At 61.6% G+C, this 19,395-nt stretch carries 18 protein-coding genes; all 18 read left to right on the top strand.

Annotated elements, in window-relative coordinates; translation table 11 throughout:
* Positions 1 to 159: 159 nt before the first annotated feature.
* The 18 genes from JO015_19480 (at position 160) to JO015_19395 (ending at position 18,910) form a co-directional block, all read left to right on the top strand.
* Positions 160 to 813: a cytochrome c3 family protein gene (locus JO015_19480; protein MBW0001282.1), complete on the top strand. Its 654-nt coding sequence runs from the start codon at positions 160 to 162 to the stop codon at positions 811 to 813.
* On the top strand, positions 814 to 4,053 hold the full coding sequence (locus JO015_19475; GenBank protein ID MBW0001281.1) for a TAT-variant-translocated molybdopterin oxidoreductase: 3,240 nt from the start codon (positions 814 to 816) through the stop codon (positions 4,051 to 4,053). It begins immediately after the preceding gene.
* Positions 4,046 to 5,488: a polysulfide reductase NrfD gene (gene nrfD / locus JO015_19470; protein ID MBW0001280.1), complete on the top strand. Its 1,443-nt coding sequence runs from the start codon at positions 4,046 to 4,048 to the stop codon at positions 5,486 to 5,488. Before JO015_19475 ends, nrfD begins: the two co-directional genes overlap by 8 nt.
* Positions 5,485 to 6,045 carry a DUF3341 domain-containing protein gene (locus JO015_19465; protein ID MBW0001279.1) on the top strand — a complete coding sequence of 187 codons (561 nt, stop codon included), beginning with the start codon at positions 5,485 to 5,487 and terminating at the stop codon, positions 6,043 to 6,045. Before nrfD ends, JO015_19465 begins: the two co-directional genes overlap by 4 nt.
* Positions 6,038 to 6,727, top strand: coding sequence for a cytochrome c (locus tag JO015_19460; protein ID MBW0001278.1), 690 nt, complete (start codon positions 6,038 to 6,040; stop codon positions 6,725 to 6,727). The genes JO015_19465 and JO015_19460 overlap by 8 nt, the downstream gene beginning before the upstream one ends.
* Positions 6,724 to 7,956: a hypothetical protein gene (locus JO015_19455; protein ID MBW0001277.1), complete on the top strand. Its 1,233-nt coding sequence runs from the start codon at positions 6,724 to 6,726 to the stop codon at positions 7,954 to 7,956. Before JO015_19460 ends, JO015_19455 begins: the two co-directional genes overlap by 4 nt.
* 10 nt (positions 7,957 to 7,966) lie before the next feature.
* Complete coding sequence (locus tag JO015_19450; protein ID MBW0001276.1) at positions 7,967 to 8,551, top strand: hypothetical protein; 585 nt, start codon at positions 7,967 to 7,969, stop codon at positions 8,549 to 8,551.
* A 69-nt stretch (positions 8,552 to 8,620) separates the two neighbouring features.
* Positions 8,621 to 10,075, top strand: coding sequence for a cbb3-type cytochrome c oxidase subunit I (locus JO015_19445; GenBank protein ID MBW0001275.1), 1,455 nt, complete (start codon positions 8,621 to 8,623; stop codon positions 10,073 to 10,075).
* Positions 10,072 to 10,695: a cbb3-type cytochrome c oxidase subunit II gene (locus tag JO015_19440; GenBank protein MBW0001274.1), complete on the top strand. Its 624-nt coding sequence runs from the start codon at positions 10,072 to 10,074 to the stop codon at positions 10,693 to 10,695. The genes JO015_19445 and JO015_19440 overlap by 4 nt, the downstream gene beginning before the upstream one ends.
* Positions 10,692 to 11,408 (top strand): cytochrome c, encoded by a 717-nt coding sequence (locus tag JO015_19435; GenBank protein ID MBW0001273.1) that lies wholly within the window; start codon positions 10,692 to 10,694, stop codon positions 11,406 to 11,408. Before JO015_19440 ends, JO015_19435 begins: the two co-directional genes overlap by 4 nt.
* A gap of 241 nt (positions 11,409 to 11,649) precedes the next feature.
* A complete protein-coding gene (gene coxB, locus JO015_19430) occupies positions 11,650 to 12,522 on the top strand; it encodes a cytochrome c oxidase subunit II (protein MBW0001272.1) in 873 nt (290 codons plus the stop codon).
* 14 nt (positions 12,523 to 12,536) lie between these two features.
* On the top strand, positions 12,537 to 14,309 hold the full coding sequence (locus JO015_19425) for a cbb3-type cytochrome c oxidase subunit I (GenBank protein MBW0001271.1): 1,773 nt from the start codon (positions 12,537 to 12,539) through the stop codon (positions 14,307 to 14,309).
* 18 nt (positions 14,310 to 14,327) lie between these two features.
* Positions 14,328 to 15,365, top strand: coding sequence for a COX15/CtaA family protein (locus JO015_19420; protein ID MBW0001270.1), 1,038 nt, complete (start codon positions 14,328 to 14,330; stop codon positions 15,363 to 15,365).
* The gene (gene cyoE, locus JO015_19415; GenBank protein MBW0001269.1) at positions 15,362 to 16,279 is read left to right on the top strand and encodes a protoheme IX farnesyltransferase; all 918 of its coding nucleotides are present in this window, start codon (positions 15,362 to 15,364) and stop codon (positions 16,277 to 16,279) included. Before JO015_19420 ends, cyoE begins: the two co-directional genes overlap by 4 nt.
* A gap of 116 nt (positions 16,280 to 16,395) precedes the next feature.
* The gene (locus JO015_19410) at positions 16,396 to 17,001 is read left to right on the top strand and encodes a heme-copper oxidase subunit III (protein ID MBW0001268.1); all 606 of its coding nucleotides are present in this window, start codon (positions 16,396 to 16,398) and stop codon (positions 16,999 to 17,001) included.
* A gap of 359 nt (positions 17,002 to 17,360) precedes the next feature.
* Positions 17,361 to 18,143 (top strand): SCO family protein, encoded by a 783-nt coding sequence (locus tag JO015_19405; GenBank protein ID MBW0001267.1) that lies wholly within the window; start codon positions 17,361 to 17,363, stop codon positions 18,141 to 18,143.
* Positions 18,032 to 18,301 (top strand): hypothetical protein, encoded by a 270-nt coding sequence (locus JO015_19400; GenBank protein ID MBW0001266.1) that lies wholly within the window; start codon positions 18,032 to 18,034, stop codon positions 18,299 to 18,301. Before JO015_19405 ends, JO015_19400 begins: the two co-directional genes overlap by 112 nt.
* Positions 18,302 to 18,379: 78 nt before the next feature.
* Complete coding sequence (locus JO015_19395) at positions 18,380 to 18,910, top strand: hypothetical protein (protein MBW0001265.1); 531 nt, start codon at positions 18,380 to 18,382, stop codon at positions 18,908 to 18,910.
* Positions 18,911 to 19,395: the final 485 nt, after the last annotated feature.

The raw sequence follows: 19,395 nt of genomic DNA, 5'->3' as shown, positions 1-19,395 counted from the left end.
AAGCGGACCCAATATTCTCGGGCGCTTTAAGATTCCAGACTCCAGACAGTTCGCCCTTTGAAAACGACTACGCTATTCCGAGAACGGCCGATTCGTAACACGCGCGTTCGTAAATTCCCGCCGCTTCAGGGCGGTGTGTTGTCACTGGTTTGAGGTCGCATGGCTAATTTTTTTCCCCGCTGGACGAATTATCTGCCGCTGAAAATCGTGTTTTGCCTCCTGGTGCTCGGGGGGGTCGCATCGGCAGCTTATTGGTACTACTTAACCCCGGACTACATGCGGAAGGGCTACCAACCGGTGCAGCCGGTTCCTTTCTCGCATGACATCCATGTGACGCAGTTGGGGCTGGACTGCCGGTACTGCCACTCGTACGTCGAGGTGTCGCCGCACTCCAATCTCCCGACTACCCAGACCTGCATGAACTGCCACCAGCAGGTGCAGGCAAACAACCCGAAGCTCGCGGCCGTGCGCGAAAGCTGGGCGACCGGCAAGCCGCTGAACTGGGTGTGGATCCACCAGGTGCCGGATTTCGCTTATTTCAACCACGCCGTACACGTGAACCGTGGGGTGAGCTGCGTCAGCTGTCATGGGCAGGTGAATCACATGGACGTGGTGTACCAGCACGAACCGCTGAGCATGGGGTGGTGCCTGGATTGCCACCGCCATCCGGAAGGCCGCCTCCGGCCGGTCGGCCAGGTGTTTAACCTCGACTGGAATCCGGACGCGGGCCAGACCCAGCTCCAGATCGGTTCCCAGCTCAAGGAGCAATGGAACATCAATCCGCCCCAGAACTGCGCAGGTTGTCACCGTTAAATGAAACGAATTTTTCATCATCCCCCGGCCAAGTCGACCGGGCGCCGCTACTGGCGCAGCGTCGAGGAATACGCGGACACCCCCGAGTTCCGCCAATGGCTTCAACGCGAGTTCCCCGACGGTGCGGCTGAGTTCGAAGCCGACGGCGTTTCCCGGCGCAATTTTCTCCGTCTGATGGGTGCGTCGCTGGCGCTGGCCGGCGTCGGGCTGAGCGGCTGCCGCCGGCCCCAGACCTACCTCGTCCCTTACACCAAAAGCGTCGAATGGTTGATCCCGGGCCGGGCCGTGCTTTACAGCACGTCAATCCCGGGGCGCCTCGGCGGGACCCCGTTGATCGCCACGACTTACGAAGGGCGCCCGACCAAGCTCGAGGGCAATCCCGTGGTGCCGTTCAGCAACGGTGGAACCGACGCGCTGACCCAGGCTTCGATCCTGCAGCTCTACGATCCGGATCGTGCCCAGACGTTCCTGCAGGACGGGAAAGAAGTTCCGCCTCAGGCGTTCGATGAATACCTGAAGGGCGTCCAGCAGGAGTTGAAGGCGAACGGCGGCGCCGGTCTTGCCCTGTTGATCGATGAGCAATACGCGCCGGCCCGGGACCGGCTCCTGGATGACCTGAAACGGCAGTACCCGCAGATCGCCTTTTATTCCGGCGATCCGCTCGGGCACCGGGAGGTCCATGCCGCCACCGAAGCGCTTTTTGGTCCGGACGTGCTGGCGCGCCCGATGTTTTCGAACGCCGACGTGGTGGTCGCCCTCGACGCGGATTTCCTCGGGTTGGAGCAGCGCGTCGAACAGGCCTGCGAATTCGCGGGGCGCCGCCGGGCGCACGGCTCGGCCCGGGGCATGAACCGCCTCTACGTCGTCGAAAATCGCTACAGTCTTACCGGCGGAATGGCTGATCACCGGTTGCGCTGCGCCGCGTCCCAGATTCCCGGGTTTGCCGTTGCCCTGGCCAGGCAGGTCGCCGCTGCTACCAATGACCGGGTCCTGAGCGCCTTGGTAGGACAGGTCCGCGATAACGGGAGCCAGTTCGATCCGAAGTGGGTCACGGAATGCGCTAACGATCTGGTCGGCCGCATGGGGCGCAGCCTGGTTTTACTCGGCTCGCGTTACCCTGCGTGGGTGCATGGCGTGGTGCTCGCGATGAACAATGCGCTCCGGGCGCTCGGCTCGACCCTCAGTTTGGCCGCTGCGCCGCGCGTAAAAACGGCGAGCCTCGAGGAGCTGGCCGCCGGCATCAAGGCGGGCGCGGTGAAACGGCTGTTCATTCTGGCCGGCAACCCCGGTTACACCGCCCCGGCCGACTTGCGGTGGCCGGAAATTCAAAAGGCCGTACCGGAAGTCGTCCGGCTCGGTTATTACGTCGACGAAACGTCGCCCGGCGCCAAATGGCACGTGCCGGAAGCGCATTTTCTGGAAGCCTGGGGCGACCAGCGGGCCACCGACGGAACCTACCTGCCGGTGCAACCGATGATCCTGCCGCTTTTCGGGGGCCTCTCGCAGATCGATGTGCTTTCCAGACTGCTCGGGGTGCCGGGCGGATTGGAGGCGGTGCGCGAGACCTTCAAGGCGTTTGTCAAAGACGACGATTTTGAAGCGGCCTGGACCCGCTTGCTGCGTGAAGGCTACGCCCGCGGCACGGGCTACACCCCGGCGGGGCAGGAATTTAACCCGAACGGGCTCCCGAACCTGCTCAAGACCGTCGCGCCGCTGCCGGCCCCGGCGAACCCGAGCGCCCTGGAGGTAGTCTTTCCGGCTGACTACAAAGTTGATGACGGCCGGTACACCAACAACGCCTGGATGCAGGAGATGCCGGATCCCATCACCAAACTGACCTGGGATAATGCCGCGCTGCTCTCCAAAGCGACCGCGCGCGCGCTCAACGTCGCCGATGGCGACATGGTCGAAATTACGGTCGGCGACCGCCGCCTGCAGGTCGCGGTGCTGATCGCACCCGGCCACGCCGATTACTCGATCACGCTGCCGCTCGGCTACGGCCGCCCTGCGGTGGGTAAGGTAGGGCGGGGGACCGGTTTCAATGCGTACGAACTCCGCACGGCCGCGGCGCCGTACGTGGCGACGGGAGCCACGGTCCGGCTGGTCCAGAAAGGCGGTTACCACCTGGTGCAAACTCAGATGCACCACAGCATGGAAGGCCGCAACCTGGTGCGGGAGGGCACCGTCGACGATTACGCCAAGACGCCGGATTTTGCGCAGCGGATCGGGGATGACGCGGAGATTCGGCCTAACCTCTCGCTGTACTCGCACCCGCCGCTGAATGCGCCCAACCAATGGGCCATGGTGGTCGACCTCAATACCTGTACGGGATGTTCGGCCTGCGTGATCGCCTGCCAGGCGGAAAACAACATCCCGATCGTCGGCAAGGACCAGTGCGACCGGACCCGCGAGATGCATTGGATGCGCATCGATCGCTACTTCGCCAGTGCGGACGGCGATCTGGCCAACCCGCGCCTGGAGGAAGAACCGGAGATGGTCATGGAGCCGATGATGTGCCAGCACTGCGAGAACGCGCCGTGTGAGACCGTCTGCCCGGTCAACGCGACCGTCCACAGTGAAGAGGGGCTGAACGTAATGGTTTACAACCGCTGCATCGGCACCCGATATTGCTCCAACAACTGCCCGTTCAAGGTGCGGCGCTTTAACTTCTTCAACTACAACGACCGGCCGGTGCTCGACCGCATCGAGCACGGGCTCCCCGGCTTCCAGGGCAAACAGCAGCTCTACCTCGGGCCGCTCGCCCACTGGGGCATGGACGAAATCTCCAAGCTCCAGAAAAATCCGAACGTGACGGTCCGGATGCGCGGGGTGATGGAGAAGTGCACCTATTGCGTGCAGCGCATCGAGACGGCAAAAATCCAGCAGCGCGTGAAGGCCGGGGTGACCGGCGACCTCACCCTGCCGACCGACTCGGTGAGGACTGCCTGCCAGCAGGTTTGCCCGACGGAGGCCATCGTCTTCGGGGACCTGAAGGATCCGCAGAGCCACGTCTCCAAGGTGCGTGCCCTGCCGCAGAACTATCATCTTCTGAAGTACCTGAACGTTGAAACGCGCACGAGCTACCTCGCCCGGCTGCGCAATCCCAATCCCAAAATGCCCGGCGCCCAAAAGATCGGAAAAATCAACGTCGAGCACGAGCGCGACGGCGGCGAAAAGGCAGGTAACGAGCCGGGGCCGGCCGCCCGGCTCCAATCACCGGAGGAAACGTATCATGGCTGAATCGGCAGCTTCCGCAGCGTCCACCGTCCCCTTCGAAGAGCGCATGCCAAGGCCGCCCTTGGTGGAGAATAACCGCTCCATGCCGTGGATCAGCGACCTGATCTGCGGGATCGTCGAAAGCAAGACGCCCATGTGGTGGTACGTCAGCATCGCCATCACCGGCTCGTTGGCCGCGTTCGGGATCTTCTGCATCTTTTACCTCCTGTTTACCGGCGTCGGCGTCTGGGGCAATAACATCCCGGTCGGGTGGGCCTGGGATATCACCAACTTCGTCTTCTGGATCGGCATCGGTCACGCCGGCACGCTGATCTCGGCGATCTTGTTCCTGACCCGCCAGAAATGGCGCACGTCGATTAACCGCGCGTCGGAAGCGATGACGCTTTTTGCCGTGATCTGCGCCGGTATTTTTCCCGGCATCCACGTCGGGCGCGTCTGGATGGCCTGGTTCCTGGCGCCCGTGCCGGTCCCGAACTGGATCTGGCCGAATTTCCGCAGCCCGCTGCTCTGGGACGTGTTTGCAGTCTCGACTTATTTCACGGTCTCGGTGTTGTTCTGGTTCCTCGGCCTGGTTCCGGATCTGGCCACGATGCGCGACCGCGCCCGCAGCCTGGTCGGCCGCTTCGTTTATGGCGTGCTGGCATTGGGCTGGCGCGGGGGCAACCGGCAGTGGCGCCACTATGAAATGGCTTACCTGATCCTGGCCGGCCTTTCGACCCCGCTGGTCTTGTCGGTTCACTCCACGGTGTCGTTCGACTTCGCTACCTCGGTTCTGCCCGGCTGGCACACGACCATCTTCCCGCCTTACTTTGTGGCGGGCGCTATCTTCGGCGGGTTCGCCATGGTCCTTACCCTGATGCTGCCCGCCCGTTCCTTGTACCACCTGGAGGACGTCTTCACGTGGAATCACATCGACGTGATGTGCAAGATCATCCTGCTGACCGGATCGATCGTCGGTTATGCGTACATGATGGAATGGTTCGTGGCCTATTACGGCGCGAACTCCTTTGAACGCTACGCGTTTATCAACCGTTATTTCGGCCCGTATTGGTGGGCGTCGTGGTCGATGTTCGTCTGCAACGTGATCATTCCCCAGTTGTTCTGGGTTCGCGCGTTCCGGCGCAACATCATCACCGTTTTCTTTGTCAGCATGTGCGTCAACGCCGGGATGTGGTTCGAACGGTTCGTCATCATCGTGATCTCGCTGCACCGGGACTTCCTGCCTTCCAGTTGGGGCATGTACCATCCGACCTGGGTCGACATGATGACGTTCGCCGGTACCCATGGCCTCTTTCTGACCCTTTTCCTGCTGTTCATCCGGTTCCTGCCGATGGTGGCGATTGCCGAGGTCAAAGGCGTGTTGCCCGAAGCTGATCCTCACCACGTTTCAGCCCAGATTCCCGGCGCAACCCTGACCAAAGAGGAGGTCCACCCATGACCGCCGCCGCCGCCCGCCGCCCATCCTTCGCCGTCGTCGCCGAATTCGGTTCGGCTGCCGAGCTTTACCATGCCGCCGAAGGAGTCCGTGACGCAGGCTACCGCTTCTGGGACGTTCACTCGCCCTTTCCGATCCACGGCATGAACAAGGCCATGGGCCTCGGCAAAAGCCCGCTCGGGTACATCATTTTCTGCGGCGGCCTGACCGGTTTTCTCACCGCGGCCAGCCTGGAATTTATCCCCTCATCGTTCCTCTACCCGCTCATCGTGCACGGCAAACCGGTCGACTTTTTCACGGTGCCCGCATTTTTCCCGATCATGTTCGAGCTGACGATCCTGTTCTCGGCGTTCACCGCGTTTTTCGGCGTGTTCGTCCTGAACCGGTTGCCGCGCCTCCACCACCCGCTGTTCGATTACCTGCCCTTCCGGCGGGTCACGAATGATGCTTTCTTCCTGGTGATCGAGTCGGGCGACCCGAAATATTCGGAGTCCGGGACCCGCGACCTCCTCCAAGGGCTCGGCAGCAAAGAGGTGAAGGTAATCTACGCCAATGATTAAGAATTTCCTGATCGTCACTGGATTGCTCTGCATCGTGGCGATCGCCGTACTCGGATTCCAGGGGGAACGTCACAGCGCGCCGCCGATCGAGTTCTTCAGCGACATGAAGCGGCAATCGAAGATCAAATTCCAACGGCCCTCCGACTTTTTCGCCGACGGCCGCGGCGCCCGCCCCCCGGTGGACGGGACGATCCCGATGGGATACGACATCCCGGGGCACCCGTTTCAGAATTCGGAGACGCCCAGCGATATCCGCTCGCCCCTGGGTGAATTCACGGCCGGCACCGATTATTACAACACCGGAAAAATGCGCGCCAACTGGGGCACGGGGATCCCGATGCCCGCGACGCCGGAATTGATCGATCGCGGCCAGAAAGTCTACACCATCTACTGTTCCGCCTGCCACGGCGCAACCGGGCAGGGGAACGGGGTCACTTCCAAATACGGTCTGCTCGGGATTGCCAACTACCATCAGGATAAGTACCGCGAGATGGCGGATGGCCAGATCTTCAACACCATCACCAACGGCTATAACTCGATGATGCCGTACGGCGACAAGGTCACGGTCAAGGATCGGTGGGCCGTCGTGGCCTACATTCGAGCCCTGCAGAAGAGCCAGTACGCCAAACTGTCGGATGTGCCTGAGGATCAACGCCAGGCACTGGAGGCCAGCCATCCATGAGTCTGCATTCTGTCCCGAAACCGGAGCGTTTTGACGTCAAGAATCTCAGCCGGATCCTCTTGATTTTGCTGGGGATCGGCGTCCTTTCGCTCCTGATTACCCTGGCGGTGGGCGTGATCGCCCCGGCAGGGAGTGGGTTGCGCAGGCAACTGGCCTATTCCTGGCTGTTCGCCTTCGTCTACTTCTTTACCATCCTGGTCGGCTGCTACTTCTGGATCCTGGTGCACCACGCGACCGATTCCGGCTGGGGTATCCTGGTCAGGAGACAGATGGAGAACCTGGCGGTGCTTCTGCCTTGGATGGTGCTCTTCTTTATCCCCCTCTTCCTGTTTCGCAAAGACATCTGGGCCTGGATCACGGTCAAAGACCAGGCCCACGTTGACCCGGCTCTTGCGGCCAAGCTGCCGTATTTCGAATTTCGCCTCGGCCCTTTGGTGGTCCCGTTCTTCTGGCTGCGGGCGATCTTCTACTTCCTCTACTTCGGTCTGGCGGCCTTTTATTTCCGCCGGACCTCGCTCCGCCAGGACGGCGACGGCGACCCGCGCTGGTCGATCCAGATGCGGGGCACCTCTTTCGTGTGCCTGCTCCTTTTCGCCGCGAGCCTCACCGCGTTCTCATTTGATTGGGTGGCGTCGCTCGACTACCACTGGGCGTCGACCATGTGGGGCGTCTACATCTTTGCGGGCGCCGCCGGGGCAGGCATGGCCCTCATCATCCTGGTCGTGATCGCCCTCAAAAATGCCGGTTACCTCAGGGCCGTCAACGAGGAGCATTACCACATCATGGGTAAGCTGCTCCTGACGTTCTCAATTTTCTGGGGCTACATCGGCTTCAGCCAGTACATGCTCATCTGGTACGGCAATATCCCGGAGGAAACGCAATGGTTTCTCCGGCGCAACGTTGAGTCCTGGAACGTGCTGAGCACCTTCATGGTGGTGGGCCGGTTTTTTATTCCGTTTCTTTACCTGCTGTTTCAATTCACGAAGCGTAATCCGAAGTTCCTGGGCTTTATCTGCTTCTGGATCCTGGCGATGCACGTGCTGGATACCTACATCACGGTTCTGCCGTTTCTTCACCCGGCCGGGTTCCAGATAAACATCCTCGATCTGCTTTGCCTTTTTGCGATCGGGTGCCCGCTGGCGTTTCTCTTCCTGCGCACCATCGGCGACGTGCCGCTGTTCCCGGCGCGCGACCCGCGGCTGCTGGAGTCGGTAAACCTGAGCAACTGATTCTCGTCCTATGGCCAAAAGTTATCGGAACGGCAAGGGTTCACTGCCATTGGTGATCGCGGGGTTGGTGATCGTGCTCCTGTTTCTGGGCCTGGCCCGGTTCAGCGCCTGGCAACGGCAGGCGATCCCGACCTTCGATGAAGAACGGCGCCAGACCCGGCTCAAGAATCTTGCCGACCTTTACGCCGACAACGATAAGGTGCTGAACCATTACCATTGGATCGACCGGCAGAAAGGCGTCGTCGGGGTCCCGATCGAGCGCGCCAAACAGCTGATCATCGCCGACCTGGAGGCGAACAAACCGCATCCGGCCGGGCTGATCAACCCGCCGGCGCCCGCCCCGGCCACGAACAACGCCCCGGCGCCGACCGCTAACCCCTCGGCGTCGCCATCCCCGGCCGCCGGCCTGCCGCCGGCCAGCCCGGCCCCGGCCGCCGCTGCGCCTCCGGCTCCCGTCGTTAACCCGCAGTCGGTCCCCGCTCCGGCATCCGCTCCGCCTTCACAGCCGACCCCGGCCCCGCAATCAAACCCGGCCCCGCCGGCCGGAGACGCTTCACCCGCCGGAACCCCCGCTTCCACCCCTCCGCCGAAATAGGTATGCTTTCCCATTTATTCGTGTGCGCTCGCGTCCGGACTCCAACCCGAAACTCAGGAGGTTCCATCCATGGCTGATCATACCGCTGTCCCATTGATCATAGACCGCGCCCACCGCCTGGGCCGGAGCATTATCGCCTTTTACCTCCTCTCCGGAGCGGCCTGGCTCATCGTTTCCTCTTTGTTCTGGTGGTTGAACACCGCCCAGGCGTTCGCGCCGAATGCCTGGTACGCTTTTGCCGGTGTGCCGTGGCTTACCTACGGGCGGGTCTATCCGGCGTTTACCAACGCTTTTGTGTTTGGTTGGGCGTCCCTGACCGGACTCGGCGTCGCGCTTTACTTCGTCAGCCGGCTTTGCCGCCTGTCCTGGCGCGCCGGTCTGTTGATTTTTATCGCCGGGATCATCTGGAACCTGTCGTTGGCGCTCGGACTCTGGCACGTCCTCGGTGGTGGCAGCACCGGCCGGGAGTTGCTGGAGATCAACCCGTCCATTTCGTTCGGGTTCTTTCTCGCCGCGGTGCTCATCGTCACCTGGCTCCTGGTTGAGTTCTGGGCGTACCGCAACCAGTTGCGGGTCATCCCGCTCTGGTACCTGGTGGCGGCGCTGCTCTGTTTCGTCTGGGTTTTCACCACGGGCCAAGCCATCGTCAATTACTGGCACACGGGCGGGCCCGTGCAGCCCGCCATTCAGTCCTGGTACGTGAACGGCCTTTACCAACTCTGGCTGGTGCCGCTCGCGCTTGGCGCTGCGTACGTCCTGATTCCCGAAGGGGTTCAGCGGCCCGTCGCCAGTTTGCCCCTGGCCCGGATCGGCTTTTGGGGCTACGGCGCCCTGGCCGTGTGGGCAGGGCTCGGCCTGTTCCTGGGCGGCCCGTTCCCGGCCTGGATGCAAACCGTGACCATCGTTGCCAACGTCCTGCTGATCCTCCCGGTACTCGCCCTGTTCGCGAATTTCCATCGCACGCTCGACGGCCGGTACGACTTCGCGGGTGCGAACCTGCCGCTGCGTTTCGCCATGACCGGCTTTTTCCTGTTTGTCGCCGCCACGTTCTGGTCGGCGTTCATTTCGTTCCGCACGGTCGATTACATCTTTCATTTCACCCTGGGCATGGCCGCGCGCTGGTCGTTGCTGCTGGCCGGATTTGTAACCTTTACCCTCATGGGCGCGGTTTACTACGCCGTGCCGGAGTTGCTTGGGCGACGCTGGTTGCTGCCCGGCCTGCTCAGGCTTCAATTCTGGCTGGCTGCCGCCGGGGTGGGAATGCTGGCGCTTGATCAGGCCGTCGGGGGCTTGGTCCAGGGTTTCGGCCTGGCCGATGCCAAGATCGAGTTCAGCGCCGTCGTTGACATCATCCGGCCGTTCCTGCTGGTCCAGGTCATCGCCGTCGGAATGCTCTTCTTTTCCTACCTGCTCTTCGGATTTTCGCTGTTCCTCGTCCTTTGCTTCCGGTGTTTGGAACGGGTGCGCGCTGCGGCGGAACCGGTTGCCCCAGTTGAAACCCCCGCGGAGGTCTCGGTCGCTTGAAACGCTTCACACCTTATTTCCTCGGAGTTTTAGGCTTTTTCCTCCTTGGCTGGCTCGGGATGGTTTATTACCCGTACATGGCTTTTGCGGAGTTGCGGCCCGACCGCGATGCGACCACCAACGAAGTCATCCCGCCCGGGTTGCCCGGCACTGCGGTCCAGGGCTTCCGGGTCTACGCGGCCAATGGCTGCGTCGACTGCCATTCTCAATACGTTCGGGACAAGAATGAAGGATCCGACATCGACCGGAAGTGGGGGGCACGCCGGACGGTGGCCCGCGACTACATGAATGACGGGGACGTTTTTCTCGGCAGCAGCCGGCTCGGGCCGGACCTGACGAACGTGGGCGCCCGCCAAAAGGATGCGGCCTGGTACTATAAGCTGTTATACAGCCCGGCCACCGTGAATCCGGGGTCAGGGATGCCGGCTTACCGCTGGTTGTTTACCACCCGGAAAATTGCCGGCCAGCCTTCTGCGGATGCCTTGCAGTTGGCCGGTGAAGACGCGCCGCCGCCCGGTTGGGAAGTCGTTCCGAATAACGACGCCCGGGAACTGGTCGGCTACCTTCGTGCGCTCAACCGAACCTACCCGCTGCCGGAAGTCCCGGAACCAAAGGAATGAGCCTCGAATCTTCTGAACCGAATCGTCCTTACGGCCCGGAGCCCGGGCATAGCCCGGAAGCGGCGCCCGGCAGGTCGCCGCTGGATGCCGGCAGCGCGCCGGTGCCGGCCTGGTTCCTGGGCGTTCTCGCCGTCGCCGTCTTCTGGACGGGTGCATACCTTTTCACTTACAGCGGCGGCTTTGACAGCAGCGTGTTTGACTTCAAGCCGAAGTACGGGGCCGCCGCGAGCGGTCCGGCCGTCCCGCCGGATCCGAAGGAGGTCGGGCGCAAACTGTTTTCGGCGAATTGCATCACCTGCCACCAGGCCAACGGCCAGGGGGTGGCCGGCCAGTTCCCGCCGCTGGCGGGTTCGGAGTGGGTGAACAGCGATGCCACCAACCGGTTGATCGCGATTGTGCTGAAAGGGTTGCAGGGCCCCGTGCAGGTCAAAGGCCAGGCCTACAACAACGCCATGCAGGCGTGGGAAGCCCAGTACACGGACCAGCAGTTCGCCGCCATTCTCACCTACGTTCGCTCCGACTGGGGCAACACTGCGCCGCCGATTCCGCCCGAAGCCGTGAAGCAGGTGCGCGAGCAGGTTAAGGATCGCAAGGAACAATGGACCATGGCTGAACTGCAGAAAATGCCGGCCCAGGACGTCGCCAAAAATGCCGCGGCGCCGGCGGCCAAACCTGCGGCCCCGGCCAATGCGCCTGCCGCTCAGACGAAGTAACGGTATGGTAACTTTAAATTTCCGTGTTTTCAGCGTAGGTTGCCCGTCTGCCGGCTGCCGGGGTCTTTTATGACTACGTTTTACGCACACGTTTTCGGAGTTGCGTTCGTCCCGGAGGGACGGTGGATAGCAGCGAGGGACTGAAACGCTTGGGGCGAATTGCAATGACACACAGCAGCTTGGGGACCGTCTTATGGCCCGAAGGGCCAGGAGAACTTAGCCCAGGGTCTACCCTTCTCTTATGAAACCCCTTTTTTTCAGGTTTAAACGCGGCCTGCTGTTCGTAGCCGCAGTGGCATTGGCCCTGGCCATGACGGGCACTGCTTCAGCTGCCCCGCGGACCAGCGATCTCTGGTGGCTGCCGGACGTGGCCAGCCGGTCCGGAGAAAAGATCGACCAGCTCCTCTACGCCATCTTCTACCTCACGGCTGCCGTTTTTATCCTGACGCAGATCGTGTACGTCTATTTCCTAATCAAGTACCGCGCCCGCAAAGGGGTGAAGGCAACTTACAGTCACGGGAATAACCGGCTCGAGTTCATCTGGACGGTGATCCCGACCGCCATTTTTATCTCGCTCTGGGGTTACGGAAACCACCTTTGGTGGGACGTCATTCACGCGGAGCCACCCGCCGACACGCTCGAGGTCGCAATAACGGCATACCAGTTTGCGTTCAGCTTCCAGTACCCGGGCGCAGACAAAAAACTCGGGCGCACCGACGTCAAGCTGCTGTCGAACGATAATCTTTTCGGCAACGACAAAGACGATCCCGATTCCAAAGATAACTTCACGTCCCCGAACCTTGAATTGCCTGTGGACAAGCCGGTCCGGATCCGCCTGAACTCAAAAGACGTCATCCACGCCTTTTACGTTCCGGAATTCCGGATCTATCAGGACGCGGTGCCCGGGCGCACCATCGACTGGGTGTGGTTTGTGCCCACGAAGCTTGGATCCTTTCAGTTGGCGTGTAACCAGCTCTGCGGCTCCGGCCATTACAACATGAAAGCGCAAATCCAGGTTGTGTCTCAGGAGGAGTTCGACAAATGGTACAAGGAAAAAACGGCCGCAGTCGCTCTCTCGAACTCGTCTGACCGGGCGTACGTCCGAAACCCATAATCGTCGCAGTCCCTATGGCCCAGACCCTCGCTCATTCCGTTACCGAGGTGCACGGCGAAACCGCGCAGCACCACCACGAACTCAGTTTTTTTCGCAAGTACATCTGGTCGGAGGACCACAAGACGATTGCCTTGCAATACCTTTTTGCCTGCCTCTTTTTTCTGATCATCGGCGGCCTGCTTGCCCTCGGGGTGCGCTATCAGCTCGCCTTTCCCGGCACCCCTGTGCCGGTCATCGGAAAACTGCTGCCTCGATGGTTGATCACGGACAACGGCGCGATCCAGCCCGGCGGGTACAACGCGCTGTTTACCATGCACGCCACGGTCATGGTCTTCCTGGTCGTGATGCCGTTCCTCGTCGGGGTGTTCGGCAATTTCCTGATTCCGCTTAAGATCGGGGCGCCGGATATGGCGTTTCCGTTCTTCAACGCGCTGTCGTTCTGGCTGTTCCTGCTCTCAGGTTTCATCCTCCTGTCGAGCTTCTTTGCGCCAAACGGTTTTCCGGCCTCCGGCTGGACCTCGTACGCGCCGCTCTCGGCGCACGGTTCCTACAACGGCACGCAGGCCGGCCAGAGTCTCTGGTGCGTCGGTCTTTTCGTCAACGGTCTGGCCTCCATTGCCGGTGCGATGAACTACATCACCACGGTCATCAACATGCGCGCCCCCGGTATGAAGATGTTCCGCTTGCCGCTGGCCGTCTGGGCGCTGCTCGTCACCGCGTTTTTATTGCTCCTGGCCGTGCCGGTGTTGTCCGCCGCGGCCGCCATGCTCTTCTTTGATCTGAACTTCGGGACCAGCTTCTTCTCGGCTTCCAACTACGGCCAGCCCCTGCTCTGGCAGCACCTCTTCTGGTTCTTCGGTCACCCGGAGGTTTACATCCTCATTCTGCCGGCCATGGGGTTGACCTCGGAAATCCTGCCGGTTTTCTCGCGCAAACCGATTTTCGGCTACAAGGCGATGGTCTTCGCCATGGTCGCCATCGGCGTCCTGGGCTTTATCGTCTGGGGCCACCACATGTTCGTCAGCGGCATGAACCTGATGCTGTCGGCGGTTTTCTCCTTCTCGACGATGGTGATCGCGGTGCCTTCGGCCATCAAAACGTTCAACTGGCTCGGCACGGTCTGGCGCGGGTCCGTCCGGTTCACGACGCCGATGTGCTTCGCGCTGGGTTTCGTTTCGATGTTCGTGATCGGCGGCCTGAGCGGGATTTTCATGGCGTCGACCCCGGTCGATCTGTTCATTCACCACACGTACTTTGTGGTGGCCCACATCCACTACGTCCTGTTCGGCGGCAGCATTTTTGCGATCTTTGGCGCGATTTATTTTTGGTTCCCGAAGATGTTCGGGCGTATGACGAACGAGTTCTGGGGCAAGGTCCACTTTTTCCTCACGCTCACGTTCTTTAACCTCACCTTCTTTCCGATGCACAACCTGGGTCTCAACGGGATGATGCGGCGGATCGCCGATCCCACCCAGTACGATCACCTGCGCAGCCAACAGCCCATTAACGTCCTGATCACCCTGAGTGCGTTCGGGCTCGGCTTGTCGACCATCCCGTTCTTCATCAACTTCTTCTACAGCATGTTCAAAGGACCGAAAGCCCCGCGGAATCCCTGGAATTCCACGACGCTGGAGTGGACGGTGCCGTCTCCTCCCGGCCACGGCAATTTTGAGGTGACTCCGACGGTGTACCACGGTCCATACGAATATAGTGTACCGGGCATGGAGGAGGATTTCCTGCCCCAGAACCAGCCCGTGCCGGAAACGGCCCGGTTAATGCCCCATTGAGCCGCTGAAACTACTGAGATGAACGAGTTTGGATTGCCCCGGAGACTCTTGCACTGGTTCGCAAGCTTTCTTGCCGCGGCAATCCTCGTCTTGATCTGCAGCGGCGGCCTGGTGACCAGCCATGAGGCCGGCATGGCCGTGCCCGATTGGCCGAACAGCTTCGGGTACAACATGTTCCTGTTTCCGGTCTCCCGCTGGATCGGGGGCGTTTTCTTTGAACACACCCATCGCCTGATCGCGAGCGGGGTGGGCATGTTAACCCTCGTTCTCTGCGGATTAGCTTTCGCGGTGGAAGATCGGCGCTGGGTCAAAACCCTCGCGGGTGTCGCCGTCCTGGCGGTGATCGTCCAAGGGGTACTTGGCGGGCTGCGCGTCACGGAGCACAACGCGGTGCTTGGGCTGTTCCACGGCTGCCTGGCGCAAAGCTTCTTTGCGCTCGTGGCCGTCATCGCCCTGGTGACCTCCCGCTTCTGGCGGGCATTTGCCCGGCATGCAGCCGAGCCCGGGCTCCTGATATTCAGGCGCTGGACGCTCGTGGTTACCGCGATGGTCTTTATCCAGTTGGTGCTCGGCGCGGCCATGCGCCACTCGCACAGCGGCTTGGCGGTTCACGATTTCCCGACGGTGTACGGCGGGGTTCTGCCGCCGGTCACAGCAACTGCGATCGACACCATCAACCAGACGCGCGCGGCCCAGGCCGAGCTGCCCACCTCGGTTGGGCTGATCCTCCTCCATTACGTGCACCGAGTGTGGGCGGTGGCGTTGGTGATCGGGATCGTGTCGATCGGGAGTGCTGCAATGCGCCAGGCGAACTTTCCACGCATTTTGAAGAGGTTTGCCTTGATCTGGATGTTGCTGGTCGCCGTCCAGTTTGCGCTCGGCGCCTGGACCATCTGGTCCAACAAGGCGGCCGACATCGCGACTTCCCACGTGCTGTTCGGCGCGTTGACCCTCATGAACGGCGTGCTTTTCTCGGTGACGTTGTGCAAGTTTGTCGCATGCGCAAACGTCGCCGGCTCGGATCCCTCAACCCGAATGGAGGCGGCTCGCGCATGAGCTTCATCAGCGAAAAACATTCTCCGGTTACGCCGGTGACCGCGCGCGCGTCGGTGCGCAGGTTCGTGGCGGACCTCGGCGAGTTGGTGAAAGCGCGCCTGACCCTGCTGGTCCTGGTCACGACGCTCATGGGATTCCTCCTGGCCTGGCATGGCGAGATGAATTACCTTTACCTTTTCCACGTCCTGTGCGGCACCGCCCTCGCCGCCGCCGGGGCCGCCGCTCTCAACCAGGTGTTCGAGGTTGAACTGGATGCGCGCATGAATCGCACCCGGAACCGGCCGTTGCCCGCCCGGCGGATGAACCTCGATGAAGGACTCATGATCGGGGTGATCTGCTCCGCCGCCGGCATCATCTACACGAGCCTGGCCACCAACGTGCTGACGGGGCTCTTCACGGCCGTGACGGTTGCCACTTACCTTTTCGCTTACACCCCCCTTAAACGGGTTACCACCCTGAACACCATCGTCGGGGCCATTCCGGGCGCTTTACCGCCGGTAATCGGCTGGACGGCCGTCCGGGGTGAAGCCAGCTTTGAGAGCTGGATCCTGTTTGCGATCCTTTTTCTCTGGCAGATGCCGCATTTCCTGGCGATCTCCTGGCTTTACCGGGAACAATACCGGTCAGCGGGTTTCATCATGCTGAGCGGGCAAGACCCCGACTGCCGTCTGACCGGCCGGCAGGCGTTGCTCTACACCATGGGGTTGGTCTCGGTCAGCTTGATTCCGGCCGCGCTCCGGCTCACCACGTTCTGGTACCTTCCGGTTGCGCTCGCCACCGGTGTTTACTTTTTCTGCATGGCTTTGCGTTTTGCCGTGACGGGGACCGAACGGGCTGCGCGCAAGCTTTTCATCGCTTCCATCGTGTACCTGCCGATCACGCTGGGCGCGCTCGTCGTTACCCGGTTTTCATGAAGGATGGGCTGCGTAAAAAGAACCTTTGGTTCCTTACCGCGATGATCCTGTTTGCCCTGGCCCTCGCCCTTGCCGTGATCCTCTGGAAGTTGTCCATCTACCAACCTGCTTAGACTATGCAAGCCTCCGCCGTCGCCCTCACCGCTGATCAGTTGCCCCAGCAACCGCCGAATCTGGTCCGATTCGGGATGCTCACGTTCCTGGCCTCCGAAGCGATGCTGTTCGCAGGCCTCATCGGCGGGTACATCGTGCTTCGCTCCGGCGCAGGCCCAGGCTGGCAAATGCCGGAAGCGCTTAAAAACCCGACCACGATGGCCCAGACGTCCGTTGCGACCCTGATGCTGCTCAGCAGCAGTTTCACCCTGCACTTCAGCGAGGTGCGGATCTTGCGCGGGCAGCGCGGCGGCCGGTTGCTTCTCCTGCTGACCCTGGTCCTGGGCGGTTGCTTCCTGGCCAACCAGGCTCACGAGTGGTATTCCCTTTACCACGAAGGTTTCTGGTTCAACACGGCCGGGATCATGGGTTCCAGCTTCTTTGTGTTGACCGGTTTTCACGGCCTGCACGTGTTCATCGGCGCGTTGCTGCTGCTCGCTGCCTTGGCTCGGACCATGCTTGGCCTGATCAGCCCGGAGCGCCATGCGTTCCTCGACTGCAGCAGCCTGTACTGGCATTTCGTCGACATCGTGTGGATCTTCCTCTTCACGATTCTTTATATCCTTTAACGAGCTCGTGGAGAACCGGGAGGACAAGGCCTTGTTGCCTCCATCCCGGAGGGACGGCCGAGGTTAGCCGGGGACTGAACCGCCTGGGGCGAGTCCACCTCTCCGGCACGGAGGGCCGGGGTCCGTCCTGCGGCCCGAAGGGCCAAGCTCTGCCGGCCCGTTGGGCCTCCTAAGGCGTCACGCCGGTACGCCCTCCCTAACAAACGCCCGCCCCGCCGGGTTGGATTTGCTGAGGGGGGGCAAGCACCGGGGGCGATGAGCGCGATCACCCTGCTCTCGCACCCATCCTCCAAAACCCCTTTTTTACGGCCCAACAGGTATAAAGCTGGCGAAGCAGCCGGAGATCGATCGTCTTGAAAATGGATGAAATTACTGCTCGTCCGGCCGGACTCGACGGGAGACGCCGGTCCCGCGCTGTTCTCCTGGTTCTCCTAACCCTTTTCTGCCTGGCCGCCGCCGGGATCTTCTGGTCGTGGCGGCATCCGGTATCGCATGCCCAAACGGAGTTGCCCGTACTCGGAACGGTGGGGGAATTTACGCTTACCGCCGAGGATGGCCGCGAGGTGAACCGTAGTTTTCTCCAGGGACGCATCACCGTTTGCCAGCTGGTCTGCAGCCGTTGCGGGAGTCCTGGTCCGCTGCTTCTAAGCAGGTTTGCCGAGCTGGACCAAAATTTTAACCGGAGCAGCCGCCTCCAGCTTCTCTCTGTCACGATTGACCCTCAGGTCGACCAACCGCCCGTTCTGGCCCGGCTCCGCGAGAGCTACGAGGGTTCTGACCACTGGGTTTTCCTCACCGGTGACCCCGCCGAAATCACCAGGTTTGCAGCCGGGGTTTTTGGGACCGCGCCGGCCCTGCGCGGCGACCGGTTGCGCCAAGCCGCGATCGACGCGCCGGTTCTGGTCCTGGTCGATGAGGAAGCCCGGATCCGCCAAAGGTACCAGGGCCTCGATCAGGAAGTTGTGGCTGCCATCCTGGAGGACGTTGGAACACTCTTGCGCAACGGCCAAACATCGGCAAAATACCTTTCATGGCCCGGTACTTCTGGACGATCGTCATGCTCCTGTCAGCCAACCTGCCCATGGCTCTGGCCTGCGAGGGTTGCAAGGAACCTTCCAGTGTGGCTGGGGCGTCCGGGGTGAACGGGGTCAGCCTCGGATTTTCGGTCAGCGTCATGTTCATGCTCGGCATGGTTGCGACCCTCGCCGGGGGCATGCTTTGCATGATCGTGCGGGCCTGCAAACAGCTCGATGCCCGCACCGGCGCCGTCTCCATCGCGAAGTCGCAACCTACCGTGTAAACGTTGGGCGTTCCGGCTTCAGCGCCGCCGCGCCCGGCCAGACCGTGGGTGCGCCCGTTAGCGGTCTTCTTCTCTTTGGTGGGACACCCTTTTCTGCTGACGCCCGCCGTCACCCTGATTGTCGGGTGGAGGACGTTCGGCGGCCCGCAGGCGCTTCGAGCCGTCCTGACCATCGTGCTGGCGTGTCTGGCGCCTGCCTCCATCTACATTGGCCGCAAGGTGCAACGCCGCGAGTGGAGTGACCTCGACGTTTCGGCGCGAAAAGATCGACCCCACCTTTTTACGCTCGGGCTGATTCTGCTCGCGCTCACGGTCGCCGTCCTGATCGTCACGCGCCAGCCGCCGGTCTTTGCCAGGGGTTGCGCAGGCGCCATGCTTCTGATCGCCGCAGCCTGGTTCTGCAACCGCTGGTTGAAGCCGTCGATGCACACGGGGTTCGTGTTGCTGACCGCCGGCGCCTTGTGGCGTTCCGATTTGCCGCTCGCCCTGGCCCTGGCGGGCCTGGCCGCCGCGGTCGGTTGGTCCCGGCTCGTGCTGGCCCGCCATACGGTGCCGGATGTCGTCGTCGGAGCCCTCCTCGCGGTCCTCGCCGTCGCGGTGGTGTTCTGATACGATTTCGATGACCATCGAGGTAAAGTTTTGTCTCAGGCCAAACGGGCCGGCAGACCTTAGCCCAGGGTTCCATCCCACTGCCATTTAGTTAAGGATACAAGGCCGGGTATTGCTTTGGTCCCGCAGGACGGCTGAGGTTAGGCAGGTACTTTAGCTCGACTTTGGCCATTTTCTAACCAAGCCGATGCCGCCAAATCGGGCCGTTCCGTGTGCTTTGGCGGGCTTTTTGGCTGTCGAGGTATCCGTCCGACCTGGCGAAAACGCATCCGCGAGGCCGTAAGTGGCTCATTTTCAGCATTTCCTCCGTTAGAAAATGGCCAGAGTCGAGCTTTATTCCAATTGCGGATCAAAGAGATAGTTTACCCGGGCTTGGCGTGGGAGGTGCTTCTTGCTGAATGGCGGGCGAGTCGCTGGGCGGTGACCCGGTTGAGATAACCTGAATCCAGCTGTAGCCGCAAAGCGATTTGACCACCTCCGGCTGT

The organism is Verrucomicrobiota bacterium, assembly GCA_019247695.1.
Taxonomy (GTDB): Bacteria; Verrucomicrobiota; Verrucomicrobiia; order Chthoniobacterales; family JAFAMB01; genus JAFBAP01.
Note: the sequence above shows the minus strand (reverse complement) of the source record. Positions and strands in the feature narration are given on the sequence as shown.